This window comes from Actinomadura sp. J1-007, from assembly GCF_009793335.1.
GTDB classification, from domain to species: Bacteria; Actinomycetota; Actinomycetes; order Streptosporangiales; family Streptosporangiaceae; genus Spirillospora; species Spirillospora yumaensis.
In genome coordinates, this window is sequence record NZ_WING01000003.1 from 245,697 (window position 1) to 267,426 (window position 21,730).

General features: G+C 72.2%; 20 protein-coding genes and 1 pseudogene. 8 read left to right on the forward strand and 13 right to left on the reverse strand.

What is annotated here, in order from left to right; translation table 11 throughout:
* Positions 1-14: 14 nt before the first annotated feature.
* Complete coding sequence (menC, locus tag GEV43_RS42525) at positions 15-1,151, forward strand: o-succinylbenzoate synthase (protein ID WP_160826342.1); 1,137 nt, start codon at positions 15-17, stop codon at positions 1,149-1,151.
* Between the two features lie 76 nt (positions 1,152-1,227).
* On the opposite strand, the gene GEV43_RS42530 is transcribed toward menC, so the two are convergent.
* Positions 1,228-2,247 (reverse strand): hypothetical protein, encoded by a 1,020-nt coding sequence (locus tag GEV43_RS42530; protein ID WP_160826343.1) that lies wholly within the window; start codon positions 2,245-2,247, stop codon positions 1,228-1,230.
* Positions 2,248-2,485: 238 nt separating this feature from the next.
* Between GEV43_RS42530 and GEV43_RS42535 the strand changes: the two genes are divergently transcribed.
* Positions 2,486-2,932: an Rrf2 family transcriptional regulator gene (locus GEV43_RS42535; RefSeq protein WP_160826344.1), complete on the forward strand. Its 447-nt coding sequence runs from the start codon at positions 2,486-2,488 to the stop codon at positions 2,930-2,932.
* A 92-nt stretch (positions 2,933-3,024) separates the two neighbouring features.
* Positions 3,025-4,473 carry an MFS transporter gene (locus GEV43_RS42540; protein WP_160826345.1) on the forward strand — a complete coding sequence of 483 codons (1,449 nt, stop codon included), beginning with the start codon at positions 3,025-3,027 and terminating at the stop codon, positions 4,471-4,473.
* Between the two features lie 20 nt (positions 4,474-4,493).
* Here the strand turns inward: GEV43_RS42540 and GEV43_RS42545 are convergent, their stop codons facing one another.
* A complete protein-coding gene (locus tag GEV43_RS42545; RefSeq protein ID WP_160826346.1) occupies positions 4,494-5,537 on the reverse strand; it encodes an NAD(P)-dependent alcohol dehydrogenase in 1,044 nt (347 codons plus the stop codon).
* 95 nt (positions 5,538-5,632) lie between these two features.
* Between GEV43_RS42545 and GEV43_RS42550 the strand changes: the two genes are divergently transcribed.
* Positions 5,633-6,220, forward strand: coding sequence for a TetR family transcriptional regulator (locus GEV43_RS42550; protein ID WP_160826347.1), 588 nt, complete (start codon positions 5,633-5,635; stop codon positions 6,218-6,220).
* 12 nt (positions 6,221-6,232) lie between these two features.
* Here GEV43_RS42550 and GEV43_RS42555 read toward each other — a convergent pair whose 3' ends face one another.
* From GEV43_RS42555 to GEV43_RS42580, 6 genes and pseudogenes are all read right to left on the reverse strand, one after another.
* On the reverse strand, positions 6,233-7,066 hold the full coding sequence (locus GEV43_RS42555; protein WP_309240276.1) for an ABC transporter permease subunit: 834 nt from the start codon (positions 7,064-7,066) through the stop codon (positions 6,233-6,235).
* Positions 7,063-8,072, reverse strand: a pseudogene (locus GEV43_RS42560) (ATP-binding cassette domain-containing protein). The gene GEV43_RS42555 and the pseudogene GEV43_RS42560 overlap by 4 nt, the downstream one beginning before the upstream one ends.
* Positions 8,073-8,258: 186 nt before the next feature.
* Complete coding sequence (locus GEV43_RS42565) at positions 8,259-9,707, reverse strand: M1 family metallopeptidase (protein ID WP_160826348.1); 1,449 nt, start codon at positions 9,705-9,707, stop codon at positions 8,259-8,261.
* Between the two features lie 116 nt (positions 9,708-9,823).
* Positions 9,824-11,134 (reverse strand): retropepsin-like aspartic protease, encoded by a 1,311-nt coding sequence (locus GEV43_RS42570; RefSeq protein WP_160826349.1) that lies wholly within the window; start codon positions 11,132-11,134, stop codon positions 9,824-9,826.
* Between the two features lie 59 nt (positions 11,135-11,193).
* Complete coding sequence (locus GEV43_RS42575; RefSeq protein ID WP_160826350.1) at positions 11,194-12,384, reverse strand: aspartyl protease family protein; 1,191 nt, start codon at positions 12,382-12,384, stop codon at positions 11,194-11,196.
* A gap of 181 nt (positions 12,385-12,565) precedes the next feature.
* Positions 12,566-13,753 (reverse strand): MFS transporter, encoded by a 1,188-nt coding sequence (locus GEV43_RS42580; protein WP_375539146.1) that lies wholly within the window; start codon positions 13,751-13,753, stop codon positions 12,566-12,568.
* Between the two features lie 198 nt (positions 13,754-13,951).
* On the opposite strand from GEV43_RS42580, the gene GEV43_RS42585 reads away from it, so the two are divergent.
* Positions 13,952-14,869: a LysR family transcriptional regulator gene (locus GEV43_RS42585; protein WP_160826352.1), complete on the forward strand. Its 918-nt coding sequence runs from the start codon at positions 13,952-13,954 to the stop codon at positions 14,867-14,869.
* A 110-nt stretch (positions 14,870-14,979) separates the two neighbouring features.
* Here the strand turns inward: GEV43_RS42585 and GEV43_RS42590 are convergent, their stop codons facing one another.
* Both GEV43_RS42590 and GEV43_RS42595 read right to left on the reverse strand, forming a co-directional pair.
* Complete coding sequence (locus tag GEV43_RS42590) at positions 14,980-15,672, reverse strand: metal-dependent transcriptional regulator (RefSeq protein ID WP_160826353.1); 693 nt, start codon at positions 15,670-15,672, stop codon at positions 14,980-14,982.
* A gap of 8 nt (positions 15,673-15,680) precedes the next feature.
* Entirely contained in the window at positions 15,681-16,214 is a 534-nt protein-coding gene (locus tag GEV43_RS42595) for a YbhB/YbcL family Raf kinase inhibitor-like protein (protein WP_160826354.1), read from the reverse strand.
* Between the two features lie 86 nt (positions 16,215-16,300).
* Here GEV43_RS42595 and GEV43_RS42600 point away from each other — a divergent pair, with 86 nt between their 5' ends.
* Positions 16,301-17,014, forward strand: coding sequence for a GntR family transcriptional regulator (locus GEV43_RS42600; RefSeq protein WP_160826355.1), 714 nt, complete (start codon positions 16,301-16,303; stop codon positions 17,012-17,014).
* Between the two features lie 30 nt (positions 17,015-17,044).
* Here the strand turns inward: GEV43_RS42600 and GEV43_RS42605 are convergent, their stop codons facing one another.
* Entirely contained in the window at positions 17,045-17,584 is a 540-nt protein-coding gene (locus GEV43_RS42605; RefSeq protein WP_160826986.1) for a YdeI family protein, read from the reverse strand.
* Complete coding sequence (locus GEV43_RS42610; protein WP_160826356.1) at positions 17,584-17,991, reverse strand: VOC family protein; 408 nt, start codon at positions 17,989-17,991, stop codon at positions 17,584-17,586. The genes GEV43_RS42605 and GEV43_RS42610 overlap by 1 nt, the downstream gene beginning before the upstream one ends.
* Before the next feature lie 79 nt (positions 17,992-18,070).
* Here GEV43_RS42610 and GEV43_RS42615 point away from each other — a divergent pair, with 79 nt between their 5' ends.
* A complete protein-coding gene (locus tag GEV43_RS42615; RefSeq protein ID WP_160826357.1) occupies positions 18,071-19,003 on the forward strand; it encodes a YafY family protein in 933 nt (310 codons plus the stop codon).
* A 40-nt stretch (positions 19,004-19,043) separates the two neighbouring features.
* On the opposite strand, the gene sigJ is transcribed toward GEV43_RS42615, so the two are convergent.
* On the reverse strand, positions 19,044-19,919 hold the full coding sequence (sigJ, locus tag GEV43_RS42620) for an RNA polymerase sigma factor SigJ (protein WP_160826358.1): 876 nt from the start codon (positions 19,917-19,919) through the stop codon (positions 19,044-19,046).
* Between the two features lie 124 nt (positions 19,920-20,043).
* Between sigJ and GEV43_RS42625 the strand changes: the two genes are divergently transcribed.
* The gene (locus GEV43_RS42625; RefSeq protein ID WP_160826359.1) at positions 20,044-21,564 is read left to right on the forward strand and encodes an MFS transporter; all 1,521 of its coding nucleotides are present in this window, start codon (positions 20,044-20,046) and stop codon (positions 21,562-21,564) included.
* The last annotated feature ends 166 nt before the right edge of the window (positions 21,565-21,730 follow it).

The following is a 21,730-nucleotide window of genomic DNA, read 5'->3' on the forward strand; positions in this document are numbered from 1 at the left end:
CGGAGGGAGCAGGCATGAGGATCGAGCTCGTCGAACTGGTCGACGTCCGCCTGCCTCTGGTCCGCCCCTTCCGTACCTCGGTCTCCGGCGACACCGAACGGCGGACGTTCCTGCTGCGCGTCGTCACCGACCGTGCCGAGGGATGGGCCGAGTACGGCGGTGACCCGGAGCCGTCGTACTGCGCGGAGTTCGCGGCCGGGACCGAGCGGGTCCTCGCGGACCACCTGCTGCCCCGGATCACCGGGCTCGACCGGGTGAGCGCGGCCCGCGTCGGCCCGGCGGCCGCCGGGGTCAAGGGAAACCACCTGGCCAAGGCCGTGCTCGAGACCGCGATCCTGGACGCCGAACTGCGCGCCCACGGGATGTCGTTCGCGACCGGCCTCGGCGCCGTCCGCGACCGGGTGCCGGTCGGCGTGTCCGTGGGCATCACCGACACGGTCGGAGAACTGCTGGAAACGGTCGCGGCCCACCTGGACGAGGGCTACGTACGGATCAAGCTGAAGATCGAGCCGGGATGGGACCTCGAACCCGTCCGCGCGGTCCGCGAGGAGTTCGGCCCCGACCTGCCGCTCCAGGTCGACGCGAACACCGCCTACTCCCTCACCGACGCCGAGCGCCTGCGCCGGCTGGACGACTTCGGGCTGGTCCAGATCGAGCAGCCGCTCGCCGAGGACGACCTGCGCGGCCATGCCGAACTCGCGGCGATGCTCGGCACGCCGATCTGCCTCGACGAGTCGATCCGTTCCGCCCGCGACGCCGCGACCGCGATCGCGCTGCGGGCGTGCCGCATCGTCAACGTCAAGCCCGCCCGGGTGGGCGGATACCTGGAGGCGCGGCGGATCCACGACGTCTGCGCCGCGCACGGCATCCCGGTGTGGTGCGGCGGGATGCTGGAGACCGGCATCGGACGCGCGCAGAACCTCGCGCTCGCCGCGCTCCCCGGGTTCGTGCTCCCGGGCGACATCTCCGCCTCCGGCCGCTACTACGCCGAGGACATCACCGCGGCGTTCGAACTCGAGGACGGTCACCTCTCCGTCCCCGACGGGCCGGGTTCCGGCGTGAACGTCCTGCCGGACGCGCTGGCGCGATGCACCGTCGCCCGACGCGTGCTGTACGCGCGGGGCCACACCACTCGCGCCCGGACAACCTGACCGCGCGCCCGAGGCGACGTCCGTCGAGTCGGCGTCAGCGAGCCGGTGCCAGCGAGCCGGTGCCAGCGAGTCGGCGTCAGCGCCAGCGCGGGAGGTCGTTGCGGACGAAGCCGCTGATCAGAAGCCCCTTCCGGGCCCCGTCCCCGGGACGGGCCGTCAGCCGCACCAGGCCGGGACCGGCGTTCTCCACGGTCGCCTCCCGGAGCAGGTCCGCCCACGGCTGCCCGGTGCGTGAAGCGCCGGTGGCGACCGCCGACCTGAGCCGGGAGACCGCGGCCGCCGCGTCGTTCCCGGGCACCTTGACGCACATCACCTCGCGTTCCTCGGCGGCGGTACGGCCCCGGAAGCCGGCCGCGGCGAGGTCCGGCTCGCCCTGCGCGCGGACCAACTGGGCGGCCACGACAGGTCCGAGGCAGCCGCCGACCGCGCGGAAGTCCGGGTCGGCGGCCAGGACCGGGCGTCCGTCCGCCGCTGGCGCCAGGGTCAGGGAGGTGGACCTGCTGGCGTACGTGATCCCGTCGGACGCCGCGCGGACGGTGTTCAGACCGTTCGGGCCGTTCACGCCGAGCTTGGCCAACGGCCCGTCCAGACCGAGCGCGCCGTCCGGGCCCGCGGCCCAGGCGTTCTCCGCGCCCGGGACGAGCCGGTAGCCGAGCGCGGTGAGCTTGCGCCCGACGGCCGCGGTGTCGAGGCCGCCGGTGAGCCGGTTGACGGCCGTGGGCGGCTGCCCTGCCTGGAAGGCCCGTTCGGCGCGCTTGACGTCGATGCCGGTCGGCTCGGCGATGCGGTCGGCGTACGGGACGAGTTCGCTGAGCCCGAGCATCAGCCCGCCGTACGGCGACCGGCCCGGCTCCGCGCCGGCGAGGGCCCGCAGGGCCGCCAGATCGGTGAACGCGACGTACCGCCTGGTGCCCTCGGTGGCCTCGATCTGCGACAGCGCATGCATCAGCCCGGTCGTCGGCGCCGCGGCCCCCTGCTGCCCGGTCTTCCGGCCGGGCTCCCCGGCCCGCGTCCTGTCCGACTCCCCCGCCTGGCACGCGACCAGGCATCCGGCGGTGACGAGCGGAACGAGCAACCGCAAGGCCAGCGAACGCACGCAACCTCCCACTGGTCGTGAACCAGTTCATGGTCCTATCAGATGGACGGCACGTATGACCGTCTTCAGGGCTTTGATGCTGTGGAGGTGGTCCCCGGTTCGGGCGCGGCCGCGGGCGCGGCCACCGTTCTGCCTGTACGGGGCGGACGGTTGACGGGGCGATCGAACTGCAACTAGCTTTGTTGCAGTTCGATCGGTGCCGCGGCCCGCCGCCGCGGCGGAGTGCGAAGGGGGCACGGTGGGTCTCAGCAGCAGGAGCGCGGTCGCGATCCACGCGCTCACGATGCTGGGGCGCTCGGGCGTCCACTCGCTGACCTCCGCGGAGATCGCGGACAGCCTGGCGAGCAACCCGGTCCTCGTGCGGCGCGTTCTCGGAAGCCTCAGGGACGCCGGGCTGGTGTGGTCCACCGAGGGGCGCGGCGGCGGCTGGTCCCTCGCCCGCGCTCCGCGCGAGATCACGCTCTACGACGCCTACACCGCCGTCGAGGCGGGGCCGGTCCTGGCGCGGCACGCCCATCCGCCCAGCGACGCGTGCCCGGTCGGGCGCCACATGCAGGACCTGCTGGAGGCGGAGTTCCGGGACGCCGAGCAGGCCATGGAGGAACGGCTCGGCCGGACGACCATCGCCCACCTGGTCCGGCAGGTGCTCGACCGGGAGCGCGAGGTCGCGGAGTCGAAGCGCTAGCCGACCGGCGGCGGAGGCGGGTCCTCCGCCGTTCCTTTCACCCAAACTGTAACTAAATCGGTGGCAGTATCTGCCGTGCGGAGGATGCGCGAATGGACCCCACGCCGACCACGACCGAACGGGCCCGCTCAGGGCCGGCCCTGCTGGCGGTGCTCACCCCGGCGATGCTGGTCACGGTCATCGCCAGCGACATGGTCAACCTCGTGCTCCCGTCGATCGGCACGGAGTTCAGGGCCTCGGAGGCGGAGCTCGCGTGGGTCGTCACCGGCTTCCTGCTGGTGTTCTCGATCGGCATCCCCCTGTACGGGCGCGTCTCCGACCGGGTGAGCCTGCGGCGGCTCTTCGGCTTCGCGCTGCCGACCTACGCCGTCGGCGGCCTGGTCTGCGCGGTCGCGCCGGACCTGCTCGTCCTCGTGCTCGGACGGATCGTGATGGGGGTCGGAGCGGCGGGCATCCCCGTGCTGTCGATCATCGCCGTCACCAGGCTGATGCCGGCGGACAAGCGCGGAACGGGAATCGGCGTCGTCTCCGCCGCCACCGGCGTCGGCACCGCCGCGGGACCGGCCGTCGGCGGCGGGATCGGCGAGCTCCTCGGCTGGCCCGCGCTGTTCTGGCTCATGCTCGCGGCCGCTCTGGTGCTGCTGCCCGCGGCGCTGCGCGTGCTGCCGGGCGACGTCCCGGCCGGTACGGCCCGGTTCGACCTTCCCGGCGGGATCCTCCTCGGGCTCGGCGCCGGGCTGGTGCTGTTCGGCATCACCCAGGCGCAGGTCTCCGGCTTCGCCGCTCCCTCCTCGTGGGGCAGCCTGGTGGCGGCGGCCGCGGCGCTCGCCCTCTTCGGGTGGCGCTCGGTCCGCGTTGCGGAGCCGTTCGTCCCGCCCGCGCTGTTCGCCAACCGGGTCTACCGGACGGCGGTGCTCGTCGCGTTCCTGGCCATGATCGTCAATCTCGGCGGGCTGGTGTTCGTTCCGCTGCTGGTGGTCGACGTCAACGGGCTCAGCGCGGGCGAGGGCGCCCTCGTCATGATCCCGGCCGGGGCCGCCGTCGCGGTCCTCTCGCCGTTCATCGGCCGCCTCGCCGACGGCATCGGCACCCGGCCCCTGGTACTGGCGGGCCTGGCGGCCATGGGGCTGTTCACGCTGTCGCTCTCGACCTTCGCGGGCGGCGCTTCGGCGGTCCCCGCGGCGATCGGGATGTTCGGGCTCAGCGTCGGCTTCATCCTCGTGGTCACCCCGATCATCAGCGCCGCCGCCGGGGCGCTCCCGCCCGAAGAGGTCGGCGTCGGCCTCGGCATCCTCCAGGGAGCCCAGTTCCTCGGCGCGGGCGCGGGCCCGGCCCTGCTCGGCGTGCTGGTGACGGCACGCGAGCGGAGCGGCGGCGACGCCGTCAACCCGCTTCACTCCGGACACCACGCGGCCGCCTACTCGGACGCGTTCCTGGCCGTGGCCGGGGTCGTCGTCCTCGCGGCGTTCATCGCGTTCCGGATGCGCCCCGCGGCGGCCCCGGCGCCCGCGCCGTCCCGCGACGCGGACAGGGTCTCCTAGCCGAACGGCCCGCGCGGTGCTCAGTCCAGGTCGGACATGTCGAGCACGAAGCGGTAGCGGACGTCGTTGCGTTCGAGGCGGTCGAGGGCCTCGTTCACCTGGGCCGACGGGAGCAGTTCGATCTCGGCGGCGACGCCCGTGGCGGCACAGAAGTCCAGCATGGCCGCGGTCGCGGGCCTGCCGCCGCTCCCCGCGGAGCTGAGCCTCTTGCGCCCCACGAGCAGGTCCATGGCGTCCACGGTGACGGGGCCGAGATGGCCGAGGTGGCTGAGCGTGCCGTCCAGCGCGACGAGCCGCAGGTACGGGCCGAGGTCGTGCGGAGCGGAGATGGTGTCGATGACGACGTCGAACCGGTCCCGCGCCTCGGCCATCCGCTGCTCGTCCGTGGAGACGATGAGCGCGCGTGCGCCGAGACGGCGTGCGTCGTCCGCCTTGTCGGGCGAACGGCTGATGACCGTGGTCTCGGCGCCGAGCGCGACGGCCAGCTTGACCGCGAGATGGCCCAGGCCGCCCAGCCCCGCGACGGCGACGCGGCTGCCGGGCCCCACCTCCAGGGTGTGCAGGGGCTCCCAGACGGTGATCCCGGCGCAGAGCAGAGGAGCGGCGGCGGCCGGATCCAGACCGGCGGGCAGCGGATAGGCGAACCGGTCGCGGACCACGTACTCGCGGGAGTAGCCCCCGAGGGTGGTCGATCCGTCCCGCCGGTCGACGCCGCCGTAGGTCAGGGTCGGGAACGTATGGCAGAAGTTCTCCTGACCGGCCCGGCACATGGCGCACTCGCCGCACGAATCGACGATGTTGCCCACCGCCACCCGGTCCCCGACGCTGAAACCGGTGACCTCGGCTCCGGCCTCGGTCACCGTCCCCGTGAACTCGTGCCCCGGCACCAGGGGCGGACGCTCCGCGCCGTCATGGGCGCGGATGGCGTGCAGATCGCTGTGGCAGACGCCGCAATAGTCCACCCGGACCGCGAGGTCGTCGGGGCGCAGGTCGCGCCGCTCCAGCGGCGCCCGCAGGAGGGGCGTCGCCGGTCCCGCCGCTTGCCAGCCGACCGTGGTTCTCATGGGCCCTCGTTCCAGACAGACTGTTCGGTCTGTTTCAAGGTAGGCGCGGGCCTGCCGCAAAGCAAACCGAACGTTCTGTCTGTTATGTTGAGGGCATGGCAGATCGGCCCCTGACCTCGCGCGGAGCCGCGACGCGCCAGCGCATCCTCGACGTGGCCACGAAGGAGTTCGCCGAGCACGGGATCGCCGGGGCGCGCGTCGAACGGATCGTGGCCGCCGCCCGCACCAACAAGGCCCAGCTCTACGCGTACTTCGGGAGCAAGGAAGGGCTCTTCGACGCCATCTTCTCCGGCTCGCTGGAACGGATCGTCAACGTCGTCCCGATCGACGCCACCGACCTCGCCGACTGGGCCGTGCGCCTCTACGACGAGTACCTCCGCCGCCCCGACCTCATCCGGCTGGCGACCTGGGCACGCCTCGAACGGCGCCCGGAGGGCCACCTCGTCGACGACGGCGGCCGCCTCGACGACGGCAAGCTGCGCGCCATCGCCAACGCGCAGGCCGCCGGCCTGGTGCGCGACGGCGACCCGTTCGACGTGATGGCCCTGGTCATCGCCATGTCCATGGCGTGGTCGCCGGTCAGCAACGTCTACGCGGCGACCGCCGAGGAGCCTTCGGACGTGCACGAGCAGCGCCGGACCCTGCTCCGCGAGAGCGTCCGGCGCGCCCTGACCGCCGGCTGACGCCCGGCTCCGTCACACGTCGGTGGTGCGCAGCCGCCAGAACGCCGCTGCCAGAACGGCGGCGAGGTAGAGGCAGAACACGCCCAGTCCCGTCCAGGGCGACAGGGAGCCGTCGGCGGTCGTGGCCGACATGACCGCCGACCCGGCGTTGGACGGCAGGAGCTTGTTGACGGTCTCGCCGAGGTCGCCGGGCAGGAAGCTGCCGATCACCGGCAGCACGAACAGCAGCCCGAGCAGCGTGGTCACCGCACCGGCGGTGTGCCGCAGCAGCGCGCCCAGCGCCAGGCCGAGCAGGGCGGTCGCGGCCAGGTAGACCCCGGCGCCGAGCACGGCGCGCGTCACGCCCGGGTCGGTCAGCCCGGCGGCGATGCCCTTCCCGTCGAAGACGGCCTGACCGAGGCCGAACGAGACCAGCGACACCACCTCGCCGACGACGAGCACGACCACGCCCACCGTCAGCGCCTTGGCCGCCAGGTAGTGCGAACGGCGCGCGACCGCGGCCAGGCAGGTGCGGATCAGCCCGCTCGCGTACTCGGACGTGATCGCCAGGACGCCGAGGACCCCGAAGGCGACCACGCCCAGGTTCAGCCCCGCCAGCGCGTTGGACGTCGGGTCGAACTCCGCCCTGTCCCGCGCCTTCATCGAGTCGAACTGGTTGGCGGTCACCAGGGCCAGCAGCACGCTCAGCCCGACCGAGACGACCACGCCCGACAGCAGCGTCCACATCGTCGAGCGGACGGTCCGGATCTTGATCAGCTCGGCGGCCAGGATGTTGCCGAACGACGCGCGGCCCGCGATCCGCGGCGCGCGCTGCCCGGGGACGTGCTCGGAAACGCCGGCGGTCACGTTCGTACCTCCGAGACTCGGGTGTCGTTCGGACGCCGCGCGCCGTCCGGGGGCTGCGCGGACGGGTGCTGCGCGTTCGGGTGCTGCGCGGACGCCGGGTTCGCCGGGCCCGCGTGGTACTCGACGGAGTCGCCGGTCAGGCGCATGAACGCCTCTTCCAGCGACGGCCGGACCGTGGCGAGCTGGTGCAGGCGCAGGCCCTCGGCGGCCGTCAGCTCGCCGATCTGCTCGGCGGTGGCCCCGTAGACGCGGACGCCGCCCTCGGGGTCGGGCCGCAGGCGCAGGCGCCGCCCGGCGAGCAGCCGGTTGAGCCGGTCCTGCTCGGGAGAGACCACGTGGACGTGCCCGGCGGCGTTGGCGTCGATGAACTCGTTCATCCCGGTGTCGGCCAGGATGCGGCCGCGGCCGATCACGACGAGGTGGTCGGCGGTCAGCGCCATCTCCGACATCAGGTGGCTGGAGACGAACACGGCTCGGCCCTCGGCGGCCAGTTGCCGCATCAGCGTCCGGATCCACAGGATCCCGTCGGGGTCCAGCCCGTTCACCGGCTCGTCGAACAGCAGGATGCCCGGGTCGCCGAGCAGCGCCGCGGCGATCCCCAGCCGCTGCCCCATGCCGAGGGAGAAGCCCTTGGGCGCCTTGCGCGCCGCGTCCCGCAACCCGACCGTCTCCAGCACCTCGTCCACGCGCCGCCGGCCGATGCCGTTGCTGCGCGCCAGGAACCGCAGGTGGTCGTACGCGCTCCGGCCCCGTGGACCGCCTTGGCGTCGATCAGCGCGCCGACCTCGCACAGCGGCGCGGCCAGATCCCGGTAGCGGCGGCCGTTGACGGCGACCGTCCCCGCCGTGGGGTGGTCCAGCCCCAGCATCATCCGCATCGTGGTGGACTTGCCCGCGCCGTTCGGCCCGAGGAAGCCGGTCACCCGGCCCGGCCGGACGGTGAACGTCGCCCGGTCGACGACCGTCTTGTCCCCGTATCGCTTGGTCAGTCCTTCAACGTCGATCACGGTGACCACGCTAGGCAGCCGTGCACCAGCGCCGTAACGGGCAGAGGTCGCGACCGCGCCCGACCTAAGTCGGACGTCCGTTAGCCGGAAGGCGGGGCGACTTGGCCGAACGGCCCACCGGTCCGCCGCGTTCCGGGACCGGCGGCCCGGGACCGGCGGTGCGGGGCCGCCGGTCCCGGGAAACGATCACCAGGTGGTGGGCTTGCCCGGCGTGTGGAGCCAGACCTTGAAGAACGGGTCGAGATCCTGTCCGGAGATCTTCTCGGCGAGCGCCTCGAACTCCTCGGTGGTGGCGTTCCCGTACTTGTGCTCCGCCACCCACGTGCGCACCAGCCGCAGGAACCGCTCGTCACCGATCTTCTGCCGGAGCGCCTGGAGCGTCATGGCGCCGCGGAAGTAGATCGCGCGGTGGAAGATCTGGTCGCGGGTCGGGTCGGCGACCACGACGTCCCAGAACGCGGGCCGTCCCGGCGGCATGGACGGCGGGTCGTCGTAGAACTTCTGGAACGACGCCCGCGCGGGCTGGCCGCCGTGCTTCTCGGCCCAGTACCACTCGACCCACACCGCGAAGCCCTCGTTCAGCCAGGTGTCCTTCCAGCGGCGGACGGAGACGCTGTCGCCGAACCACTGGTGGCTGATCTCGTGCACCACGCCCTTCTCGATGGGCTGCTTCTGGTACGTCGGGCGGGTCTGGGTCTCCAGCGCGTTGTCGACGTTGAGCGGCGGGACGGCGTTGTTCTCGATGATCGAGCCGGTGCTGCCGAACGGGTACGCGCCGAAGTAGCCGGACAGCTCGTCGACCGCCCGCGTGGTGTTGCGCGGGGTGCTGAGCGAATCGGGGTCCGACGCAACCTCCGGATCGACCGCGTCGAGCTGCGGGACGCCCGTGCCGGTGGTGGTCGTGGAGACGTTGAACCGTCCGATCGAGTTGGTCGCGAGGTACGGCGCCATCGGCCGGTCCTCCCGCCACAGGAACGTGTCCTTGCCGTGGGCGCTCCACTTCTTGACGAGGCGGCCGTTGGCGATCGCCTTGAGCCCCCGTGGAACGGTCGTCTCGATCGTGAACAGCGCCTTGTCGCTCGGGTGGTCGTTGGCCGGGAACCAGGTGGAGGCGCCGTCGGGCTCGGAGACGATCGTGGCGCCGTCCCTGGTGTGCAGGAACCCGTACGGCAGGTCGAAGATGATCGGGCCGCTCAGCGTCTGCGGCACGCCGTCGTAGCGGACGACCACGCTGAACGGGCTGTTCTTGCGCAGGCCCCTCGGCGGTGTGATCTCCAGCTCGCGCTCGCCGGTGCGGGCGAACGGGGCGTCGCGGCCGTTCACCCGCACCGACCGCACGTTCAGCTTGTAGAGGTCGAGGTTGAAGCGGGACAGGTTCTGCGTGGCGGTGGCCCTGATGGTGGCCGTGCCGGTGAGCTGGTCGGTGCCGGGTTCGTAGGCGGTCTTCAGGTGGTAGCGCTTGACGTCGTATCCGCCGTTGCCGAGATCGGGGAAGTACGGGTCGCCGATCCCTGCCGCGCCGGGCTCGTACCGGACGTCGGCGGCCGCGCCGGGGGCGGCGGGCGCGAGCAGTCCGAGCGCCGCGGCGCCGGCCGCGGCCAGCGCGAGCCGGTGGGCGGACCTGGGAGTCGCCATCGGGTGTCCTCTCCGTCGAGTCGAACGATCACTCGTGGAACGGACACGATCCGACCGCGCCGGGCCCGAGATGTCGATCATGTACGCCGAAAGCGGACAGGACGGGGGGCGGCCGGCTACGTGTGCGAGACGTAGACGCTCATGCCGGCGTAATCGAAGGTGAGCGCGAACGGCTTGAGGAACTCCATCGAGAAGTTGCCCAGCGTCTGGAAACGGAAGCGGTCGTCCATCAGCGGTTTCTTGAGGGCGAAGCCGTAGAGGTTCCGGGCGGTCATGCGTCCGAGGCTCGTCCTGTGCACGACGAACGGGGTGGCGTCGTCCTTGGTGCCGTACAGGTTCGGTCGTGTGTCGTCGAGTCGCGCGCCCGCGCGCTTGGCTATCGCCTCGGTCGTGAAGACGCTCGCGGCGCCTGCCGCGCCTTCGATCCCGGCGTTCAGGGACACGACTTTCGGGCCGTAGCCGTTGAGGCTTCCCAGCGAGCATGGGATGCGGGTGTCCGCCAGCCACAACGGCAGGCGGTCGGTATTGGCGCGCCTGGCCTCGGCCTGGAACGCGTTCAGTTGCGCGCTGGTCTTCTGACGCAACGTGAACGTCTGGTCGCCGAAGTCGATCGTCGTCAGGAAATGGTAGAAGAGCGTACTGCCGAAGGTGCCCGCCGGCTGCGGCTTCCCGAGCGGATGGGGCAGTTCGCCGTCGTGCCAGACGACGGGGACGTTGCGCAACTCGATGTCGCCGAAACGGATCGACTCCACCACCCCGTGATGCATGGTGACCGTCTGGTATCCGACGGCCTCCGTGCTGGTGGCCACCGAGCGGAGCCCGGCTTTCTTGGCCGTTTCCATGGTGAACGCCAGTGGAGCGCCGGTGTCGATGATGAACTTCGCCGCCGGTCCCCCGTTCACCGAAGCCTCGATGAGAGGCAGGGGGTTGAGGGCTTTGAACGGAAGCCGCGTGCTCTGCGCGCCACGCACTTCGTAGGGTTTGCCGGACAGGCTCGCGTACTGCTTGGCGTACGCGTCCTGACCGATCGCGCGCAGGAGCGGTACCGCCTGGGCGAACTGGTCCTGCCGAACGTAGCAGTCCGCGAGCTGCTGTTTGGAGAAGACGTCACCGGGCGCTAGGCCGATGGCCTTCATCAGGAACTTCTCGGCATCGGCGAACCTGTTGGAGAGCAACGCGATATACCCTCGCTGCGCATTAGCGCGGGCATTGTTCGGGTCCTTGCTCAGAATCCTCGCATAGCCCTGATCCGCCTCCTTGAACCTGCCGTCCCTGAACAGCCGGTCGGGAGACGAACCGGAGGTCGCGGCACCCGCTCCGGCGGCTTCGGCCGTTTCGGCTCCCAGCAGCGGAAGGACCGTGGCGGCTCCAACGGTCAGACCGGCCTGTCGCAGGAACTTTCGCCGGTCGGTGTTCTCAGTGCTCATTGTGCGTGCTCCTCACGGGCGGCAGGGGGCATGGGGCGAGAACGCGCGGACAGGCGCGGTCACGTGCGGGCGATGTAGAGGTGCATGCCGACGTAGTCGAAGGTGACGGTGAACGCCTTGAAGAACTCCTGCGAGAAGTTGCCGATCGTCTCGAACCCGACCCGGTTGTTGAGCGCCGAATCCTGGATCGCGATTCCGTAGACGTTCCGCGAGGTCGCGCGCCCGAGGCTCACCTCAGGGGCGACGAAGGGAAAGGACTTGTCCATGGCGGTGAGCGTGACCGGACGTTCGTAATCGACCGTGAGGCCCGCCCGCTTGGCCGTCTTCTCGTCCGCGGTGACCTGGGCGGCGCCCTCGACACCGGTGTCGAGGGACACCACTCTCGGGCCGTAGCCGTTGATACTGCCCAGCGTGTGGGGAAGGTGGGTGTCCGCGAGCCACAGCGGCAGGCGCTCGGCTCCCGCGCGTTCGGCCTCGGCGCGGAACTTCCGCAGTTGCGCCTCCGTCTTCCGCCGCAGGACGAGCGCCTGGTTCGCGAAATCCATCGTCGTCAGGAAGTGGTAGAAGATCGTGGTGCCGATGACGCCCTTCGGCTGCTCGACCCCGAGTGGATGCGGCATTTCGGCGTCGTGCCAGACGACCGGGACGTTCCGCAGTTCGATGCCGCCCATCCTCAACGACTCCACGACGCCGTGGTAGATGGTGAGGACCTCTTCGCTGGTGCGCCCCTTGCTGGTGGCCACCGCACGGAGGCCCGCCTTTTCGGCCGTCTCCATGGTGAACGCCAGCGGCGCGCCGGTATCGAGGCCGAACGTCACCGGTTCGGCCCCGTTCACCGACGCCTCGATGGCGGGTCCGGGATTGAGCGCGACGAAGGGAATCCGGGTGCTCTGCGCGCCGCGCACCTCGTAGGGCGTGCCGGTCACGCTCTCGTACTGCTTGGCGTACGCCTCGACCCTCGCCGCCCGCAGCAACGGCACTGCGCGAGCGAGCTGGTCCTGCCGCACGAAACAGTCCGCCAACTGCTCCTTCGAGAACCTGTCGTCAGGCGCCAGACGAACGGCCTTGGTCAGAAACTTCTCCGCCGTCGCGAACTTGTTGGACAGCAGTGCGATATAACCTCGCTGCGCGTTCGCACGGGCATTGTCCGGGTCCTTTTCGAGGATGCGCGCATAGGCCCGGTCGGCCTCCCTGAACCTGCCCGCCTTGAAGACTTCGTCAGGATCGCCGCTCTGCCTCGCGAACGTCATGATGCGGTCTCGCTTTCTGTCCCGTGTCCGGTGGCGGAGCATGGTGGCGCTCCCGACGGTTGATCAGGTAACACGAACCCGTGTTTCCACCACGTAAGTGCGCCGAGGCAATGCGGACAGCGGCCCGGCGGCGCGGAGGACGAGCGGGACAGAAAGCGTTTCGGGCCTGGCCAGGCCCCTTCTACCGGTTCGAGTGGGAGCCCGTACGCTGGGCCAGCGTCACGGCGATCACCGCTCCGGCGGACAGCACCGCGGAGAAGCCGATCATCGCGGGACCGACGGCCACGTGCTTCACCACGAGGCTGAACAGGATCGACGGAAGTCCCATGCCGACGTACCCGGCCACGAAGTACACGGCCAGCACCCCGGCCCGCGAGCTGTCCACGGCGCTCTCACCGGCCCGCGTGATGCCGGTCTTGAACAGCGCTCCGGCTCCGGCTCCGGCCACCGACACGGCGAGCAGGAACAGCCACAGCGCCGGCTCGTACAGGGACAGCGCCGCCAAGCCCAGCCCCAGGGGGAAGGCGATCGTGCCCACGGCGGCCGTGGCCGCGGCGCCGAACCTGCCGAGGACCAGCTGCGCCACGGCGGACGCGATGAACATCGCGAACGGCGCGACGCCCGCGACCAGGGGCGAGGAGATGCCCAGCGAGGACCGCAGGATGATCGCCCCCAGCGAGCTGACCAGGCCGAACAGGGCGAAGGAGAAGAAGCCGAGCGCCGACGCCGAACCGAACAGCGCGCCCGCGCCGGGCCGGAGCGCGAACCGCCGCGGCCGCGCCGCCCCCGCCCGGCGATCGACCGTCTCCGGCGTGGACACCGCCATGACCAGGCACAGCGCCATCGCCGCCGCGAACCCGACCTGCGTGACGGTGAGCGGATGCGGCGCCCACCGCGCGATCATGCCGGCGATCAGCGGACCGAGGGCGAGGCCGCCCAGGTTCGCCGTCGTCGCGACGAGGCCCGGCAGCCGGGAACGCGCCCGGTCCGGATGCTCCTGCCGGTACAGGTCGTGCAGGTAGGCGGTGGCCGTCGACGCCATGAGGCCGATGGCGACGCCGTTGAGGAGCCGTCCGGCCAGCAGCCCCGCAAGGTCCGTCCAGAACGCCAGCACGAGCGCCGCCACGAGCGCCACGCCGAGGGCCGGCACCACGACCCTGCGCCGCCCGAGATGGTCCGACAGGTGGCCCAGCACCACGAACCCGGCGGAAGCGCCGACGACGAGGATGGCGAAGGCCACGGTCACGGTCGTGGCACCGAAGCCGTCGCGCTGCTCGTACAGCGGCCAAAGGGGGACGGGTGCCGTTCCGAAGGCCATCAGCACGGCGAAAGAGATGGCGGCGAACCAGAACCCGACCCCATGCGACACCTGGGGCGCGCCGGTCGTCCGTCGGCGGGGCCGGTGGCCACTCTCGTCCGCGCGCGTGGACGGAGGCGCGGCACTGGTCCTGGACGTCACAAGGGTGTTTCTTTCGATAGGCATGCCTCCAGGGTCGGGCCGCCCACTCCATCGCGTCCAACGAATCTTTTCGCTGATCCCCATCACGAATGGTGATAGTGATAGGGGGTGAACCTCCAGCATCTCCGCTACTTCGTCACCGTCGCGGCCGAGCGGAACTTCACGCGCGCGGCGCAACGGCTGTACGTCGTCCAGTCCGCCGTCTCCGCGGGCGTCCGCGCGCTGGAGAAGGAGCTGGGCGCCGAGCTGTTCGACCGGTCGGGGCAGCGCGTGGCGCTCACGGGGGCGGGCGAGGCGCTGCTGCCCAGGGCCGTCGCCACGCTGGACGCCGCCAGGGAGGCGCGCGACGCGGTCCTGGCCACGCAGGGCCGGGTCTACGGGACGTTGAACCTCGGCGCCATGACCGCGGTCGGGATCGGGCTGGTCGACGTCCCCGGACTGCTCGGCCGCTACCACCGCCTGCACCCGGATGTCGAGCTGCGGCTGCACACCTCGCCCAGCGGCACCGTCGGCCACTTCCAGAGCCTGCTCATGGGGGACCTGGACGCCGCGTTCGTCTCCCCGTCCGGCCGCGTCCCACCGGGGCTGAACGTCAGGCGGCTCGCGTCGAGCCGCCTGCCGCTGGTGGTGCCGCCGGAGCACCGGCTGGCCGGACGCAAGGGGTTCGCCTTCCCGGAGCTGGCCGACGAGCCGTTCGTCGACTCGCCCGTCGGCTACGGCAACCGCGACCTGGTCGACCGCGCCTTCGCCGGGGCCGGGGTGAGCCGCCGGGTGACGCTCGAAGTGACCGACCTCAACACCACCGCCGCGTTCGTCCGGCACGGGCTCGGAAGCGCGTTCCTCCCCGAGTTCCTCCTCAAGCCGCAGCAGCAGCACCTCAGCGTGCTGCACCCGCGCGGGCGCGCGCTCATATGGTCGTTCTCGCTCGCCACCTCGTCGGACCGCCGCCCGGCCGCGCCGCTGGCGGCCCTCCTGTCGCTGCTCGACGACGAAGTGGACCGTTACCTGTCGCGCCCCGACGAGTGAAGGCAAAGGCGCGCGGCCGAACGGCACGATGGCCCCCGACCACGGTCGTGGTCGGGGGCCATCCCGCAAGGGCCGTGGCAACGGTCCCGCGCCCGGCCGGGCGCAGTGGCTCAGCGCTTGGCCACGAAGACGTGCGCGGCGGTCCGCGCGGGCAGTTCGGCGGCCTCCCCGCCGCTGCCGACCATGACGCCGCCAGGCGACGACGTCACGCTCACCACCGCGCCGGGCCGCACCCCCGCGTGCCGCAGGGTGTGCATCAGCCGCGGGTCGGTCTGGACCGGCTCCCCGATGCGCCGTACGACGGCGCTCGCGCCGTCCGGGCCGGGCTCGAGGTCGCGGAGGCTGACCGTTCTCTCGGCGGGGAACGGGTCCGCGGCGCTCTCCTCCCCGAGCTCCTCCAGGCCCGGGATCGGGTTGCCGTAGGGCGACACCGTCGGGTGCCGCAGCAGCTCCAGAACGTGCCGTTCGGCGGACTCGCTCATCACGTGCTGCCAGCGGGAGGCCTCGGCGTGGACGTGTTCCCACTCCAGCCCGATCACGTCGACGAGCAGGCACTCCGCGAGCCGGTGCTTGCGCATCACGCGTGTGGCGATCCGCCTGCCCTCCTCCTCCAGCTCCAGGCGCCGGTCGCCGGTGACGCGCAGCAGGCCGTTGCGCTCCATGCGGGCGACCGTCTGGCTGACGGTCGGGCCGCTGTGGTTCAGGCGCTCGGCGATGCGGGCCCGCATCGGGACCACGCCTTCCTCTTCGAGCTCCAGGATGGTGCGGAGGTACATCTCCGCGGTGTCGACGAGTGCGGACATGCCGTCGGTCAGGCGGGGGTCTCGGCGGTGGCGGTCAGGACCGCGCGGCCGAGGATGTGGCCGGCCATGGTGAAGCCGAGGACGGCGGGCGTGGCGTCGGCCGGGACGCCGATGGACTCGACGTCGAGGGCGTGCACCACCACGAAGTAGCGGTGCGGGCCGTGCCCGGCCGGCGGGGCGGCGCCGAGGTAGCGGGGCGCGCGGGCGTCGTTGGGCAGCTGGTAGGCGCCCTCGGGCAGGCCCGTGCCGGTGTCGTCCCCGGCGCCCTCGGGCAGGTCGGTGACGGTGGCGGGGATGTCGGCGACCGCCCAGTGCCAGAACCCTGAGCCGGTGGGGGCGTCGGGGTCGTAGACGGTGACGGCGTAGCTCTTGGTGCCGTCCGGCGCGCCGCTCCAGGAGAGCTGCGGGGAGAGGTCCTTGCCGCCGGGAACGCCCGAGGACCACTGCTCGGGCGGCCAGGCGGCGCCGTCGGCGACGGAGTCGCTGGTCAGGGTGAAGGCGGCCGCCTCGGGGAGGCGTGCGAAGGGGTCGTTGACGCTCAAGGCGAGTTCCTTTCAAGCCGTGCTGTCGGATAAATCAACCATAGCACGAAGAATCGATTATTTGCCCAATCGTCTATGATGACGCCATGAGTTGGACCTCCCCCACCCCGGTCGCCTCGGGGAAGCAGATGCTCTCCGAGCAGGTCTACGCGCGCCTGCGGGACGCGATCATGCGCGGCGAGTACGCGCCCGGCGACGCCCTCAAACCGCAGGACCTGGCCAAGGAGCAGGGCGTGAGCCTGGCCGTGGTCCGCGAGGCGCTCGTACGGGTGGTCGGCGACGGCCTCGCCGACCGGCTGCCCAACCGCGGCTTCGCCGTCCCGGCCTTCTCCGACCAGCGCTGGCAGCAGATCGCCGAGGCCCGCCGCAGCATCGAGCCGGTCATGCTGCGCCTGTCCATCGAGCGAGGCGACCTGGACTGGGAGACCCGCGTACGAGCCGCGCACCACCGCCTGGCCCGCACGCCCCCGTACGCGCCCGGACACGACGAGCACTACACCGAGACCTGGGCCCAGGCCCACCGGGACTTCCACCGCACGCTGCTGGAAGGCTGCGCCAACCCCGTCCTCCTGGACACCTTCGACCGGCTCTGGACGGCCAGCGAGCTCGCCCGCCGCTGGTCCGCCCAGCGCAACCCCGGCCGCGACGGAATCGCCGAGCACCGCCGGCTGGAGGAAGCCGCACTCGCCCGCGACGCCGACGCCGCCGCAGAGACGCTGATCCAGCACCTCACCCTCACCGCGACCGCGCTCGCCGACCCCGTTCACCCCGGCCCCGCGGAACAAGGGGCACCGGGGTGAACGCAAGGGGACAGGACGCCGGAGGGCCTGCTACCGGGTGAGCAGGGCGGTCACGGCCTTCTCCAGGCGGGCCGCGCGTCCGGCCGGGGTCCGGGCCTTGAGCAGCGACAGGATCACCAGGTAGCGGCCCGTCTTGTCGAGCGCCTCGAACCGGGCGGCGGCCTCCGGGCGCGCCGCCAGCGCCGCCGCCAGGTCGGGCGGGACGGTCGCGTTGCGCTGGGCGGCGTAGGCGGCGTCCCAGCGGCCGTCCGCCTTGGCGGCCTCGACCTCCGCCAGCCCGGACGGCCGCATGCGCCCGGCGGCGGTCAGCGCCTCCACCCGCTCGACGTTCTCCCGCGACCAAGGACTCCCCTTGCGGCGGCGCGAGTACCGCTGAAGGTAGCTGTGCTCGTCGCAGGACTTGCGCTGGCTGTCGATCCAGCCGTAGCACAGCGCGACCTGGAGGGCCTCCTCGATCGTGACCGAGACGAGCGCCGAGCGCCTCTTGGCGATCTTCAGCCAGACGCCGCCCTCCGCCTCGTGGTGCCCGGCCAGCCACGTCTCCCAGCCGGAGGCGTCCTCGAAGTGCATCACCGGGCGAGGGTGTCCAGGTAGTGCTGGTTGAACATCACGCCGAGGACGTTGCCGAACGGGTCGATCACCGAGGCGGTGACGAAGCCCTCGCCGTACTCGGTGAGCGGCGTGTACGGCTTGGCGCCCATGGCCAGCAGCCGGTCCAGCGCGGCCCGCACGTCGTCGACGTGCCAGTGGATCACCGCGCCGCCGGGTCCGGCGGTCGCGTCCTGCGGCGCGTAGGCGGAGTCGATGAGACCGAGTTCGGTCTGGTGGTCGCCGATGCGGAACTCGTAGTAGGCGGCGGGCAGGCCCCCGCCCGGCCGCTCGAAGTACGGGTCGATGCCCAGGAGTTCGACGTACCAGTCCTTGGCGGCCTCCAGGTCGTCGGCCCAGAAGTTGATGGTGCACGGTCCTCGCAACATGCGCTGCTCCCTTCCTCTTCTGGAAGGCTAGAGGCCATTGAGGAACGTACGGTTCCGCAATGGCTGGCAGGATGAAGCCATGTTGGAAACCTCGGTCCGGCTCCTCCGCCTGCTGTCCCTGTTGCAGTCGCGTCCCGACTGGCCGGGCCCCGAGCTGGCCGAACGGCTCGGCGTGACGACCCGTACGGTCCGCAACGACGTCGAGCGGCTGCGCATCCTCGGCTACCAGATCCACTCCACGACGGGGGCGGCCGGCGGTTACCGGCTCGGGGCGGGAGCGGCGCTGCCGCCGCTGATGCTGGACGACGAGGAGGCGGTGGCCGTGGCCGTCAGCCTGCACGCGGCGGCCGGCGGGTCCGTGACCGGCATCGAGGAGACCTCGCTGCGGGCGTTCACCAAGCTCCGGCAGATGCTCCCTCCCCGACTGCGGCGGCGCGTCGAGGCGGTGGGCGCGGCCACGGTGTCGGTGGCGGGTCGGGGCCCCACGGTCGACGCCGAGACGCTCGCGGCGATCGCCGCCGCCGTCCGCGACCACGAGGGCCTGCGGTTCGACTACGAGGGGCGCGACGGAACGACCGGCGCGCGCACGGCGGAGCCGCACCGGCTCGTCTACACCGGCCGCCGCTGGTACCTGCTGGCCTGGGACAACGCCCGCGAGGACTGGCGGACGTTCCGCGCCGACCGCATCCGGCTCCGCACGCCGAACGGCCCGCGCTTCACGCCGCGCCGTCCCCCCGAGGACGCCGGCACGCACGTCGTGCGCGGTGTCGGCTCGACCGCGTGGAAACATCAGGCCCGCATCCGCCTGCACGCTCCGGCGGCGCGGATCGCGGACGTCCTGCCGCCCGCCGCCGGCCTCCTGCATGACGACGGCGTGCTGGAGACGGGCGCCGACACCCTGCACGACCTGGCCGTCTTCCTCGGACGCCTGGACGTCCCGTTCACCGTGCTCGACCCGCCTGAGCTGCGCGAGCTGCTGCACAGCATGGCCGCCCGCTTCGCGGAAGCCTGACTGCGCCGTTCCGCGCCGGGCCGCGCCCGCTCCTCCGCGTTCAGTCGAGGTCGCTCAGGTCGAGGCGGTCCAGCCGCTCGGGGTCGGCGAGGATGTCGATCTCGGCGATCCTGCCGTCGCGGATCGCGAAGGCCATGACCGAGACCAGGCGCCCGCCCTTGGCCGAGACGATCCCGGCGGCGCCGTTGACCAGGGCGTGGCGGGCGAGCGGAGCCGTCCGCGCGAACGTGAGCGCCTGCCGGGCCACCGCCTCCGCGCCGCGTGCGACGGTGGCCGGACGCAGGGGGCCGGTGTCGGCGCGCGCGACGACGTCGGGGTCGAGGACGGCGACCAGGGCGTCGAAGTCGCCGTCGCGGGCGGCGGCGAGGAACGCCTCGACCACCCGGCGCTGGCGGGCGAGGTCGGCGTCGGGGACGGGCGCCGCGCCCTGGACGCGGCGGCGGGCGCGGCTGGCGAGCTGCCGGACGGCGGCCGGGTTGCGGCCGACGATGGGCGCGATCTCGTCGAACGGCACGCCGAACAGGTCGTGCAGCACGAACGCGAGCCGTTCGGCCGGGCCCAGCGTCTCCAGGACGACCAGCAGCGCGAGCCCGACCGAGTCGGCCAGCAGCGCCTCCTGCTCGGGGTCCGCGCCGTCCGCGGCGCTGATGATCGGGTCGGGCATCCGCGCCTCCAGCGGGTCCTCGCGGCGCGAGGTGCGCGAACGGAGCATGTCCAGGCAGACCCGGCCGACGACGGTCGTGAGCCATCCGCCGAGGTTCCGCACGCCGCTGGTGTCCGAACGCTCCAGCTTGAACCACGCCTCCTGCACGGCGTCCTCGGCCTCGCTCAGCGAGCCGAGCATCCGGTAGGCGACGGCCCGCAGGTGCGTGCGGTGGGCCTCGAAGCGCTCGGCCAGGAATTCGGTCTCGGTCATCGGTCACATCCGTTCGTCTCGGTCCGTCAGTGCGGTGACGGATCGGACGCGGCCGTTGTGACAGGCGCCGCCGGCGCGGGCCCGTTCCGTTCCTCCCTTCCACGTGTCTTCGAGGAGTTGCGTCATGCGTGCATCCGGCTCACGGCCAGGCCCCCGCGCGGGCATCGGCCCCGGGCTGATCCTGGCCTTCCTGTGCGTGGGCCAGTTCATGGTCTTCATCGACGTCTCGATCGTGAACCTGGCGTTGCCGTCCATCCAGGACGGCCTCGGCATGTCCGACGTCAGCCTGAACTACATCGTCACGGCCTACTCGACCGTTCTCGGCGGGTTCCTGCTGCTCGGCGGGCGGCTCGCCGACCGGCTCGGGCGCAGGCGGGTGCTCCAGGCCGGCTTCGTGCTGTTCGCCGCGGCGTCCCTGGCGTCGGGGCTCGCGGAGAACGCCGCGACGCTGATCACCGCCCGCGGGTTCCAGGGGCTCGGGTCGTCCATGATCGCGCCGGCCGCGCTGTCGATCCTGACCGCCACGTTCGCCGAGGGCCCGGCGCGCAACAGGGCGCTCGGCGTCTGGGGCTCGCTGGCCGGGATCGCGTCGATCGCCGGCGTCATCCTCGGCGGGGTCCTCGCGGACGGGCCCGGCTGGGAGTGGATCTTCTGGATCAACGTGCCGATCGGGCTCGGGGTCGCGCTGCTGGCCCCGCGCGTCGTCCGGGACGGCCGGGGCGAGCCCGGGGACGCCGGGGCGCGGCGGCCGTTCGACGCGGCCGGGGCGGCGACGCTCACCGCCGCGCTGCTATTGCTGATCTTCACGCTCGGCGAGGCGACCCGGGTCGGCTGGGGAACGGTCCGCACGCTCGGGAGCCTGGCCGGCGTGGTGGCGCTGCTGGTGGTGTTCGTGCTCGTCGAGTCGCGGGCGAGCGCGCCGATGATGCCGCTCAAGGTGTTCCGGCTGAAGACGCTGCGGACCGCGAACATCTCCGCCGTGCTCGTCTTCGGCACGTTCGGCGCGCTGTTCTACTTCGCCAGCCTGTTCATGCAGGACGTCTACGGCTACTCGCCGCTGAAGGCCGGGTTCGCGTACGTGCCGCTGGCGGTGTCCGTGGCGGTCGGGTCGGGGCTCGCCTCCGCCCTGATCACCAAGGTCGCGGCGCGGCCGGTGCTGGTCGCCGGGCTCGCGGTCACGGTCGGGGGCCTGCTCATGCTGTGGCGGGCCCCGGCGGACGGCGGTTACGCGGTGCATCTGCTGCCGGCGTTCGTGGCGCTCGGGCTCGGGTGCGGCATGTGCTTCGTCACGTTGCAGATCGCGGCGTTCGTGGGGATCGGCGACGAGGAGGCCGGTCTCGGCGCCGGGCTGATCAACACCAGCCAGGAGGCGGGCGGCGCGCTCGGCCTCGCCGTGATCTCGACCATCGCCTACAACGGGATCGGCGGCGAACTCGCCCGGGCGGGCCTGGACCCGCTGGGCGTCCGCGACGTGCACGCGGCGGCGAACCACGACGCGTTCCTGTCGGCGGCCTGCTTCGGTTTCGCCGCGCTGCTGTTCGCGCTGTTCCTGATGCCGCGCGGGAAGTCGTCGATGACGTCCACTCCCCCGCCGGGCGTGTCGGCGTCAGGCCCCGAGGCCGCTCCGAGTCCCGCGCGGAAGTAGCCGGACGAACGAGACGTACGGGATGAAGGCCACCGGCAGGTCAGCGGCGGCCATGGAATCGGTCATGCGAGCCTCCTTCGCCGGAGAGGGGCGGCACGGAAGGATGGGAGCGCCTCTCCTCCCGTACGGTTCCGCGGTTCGCGGGGCGCCCGGCCGCCCCCGCTCG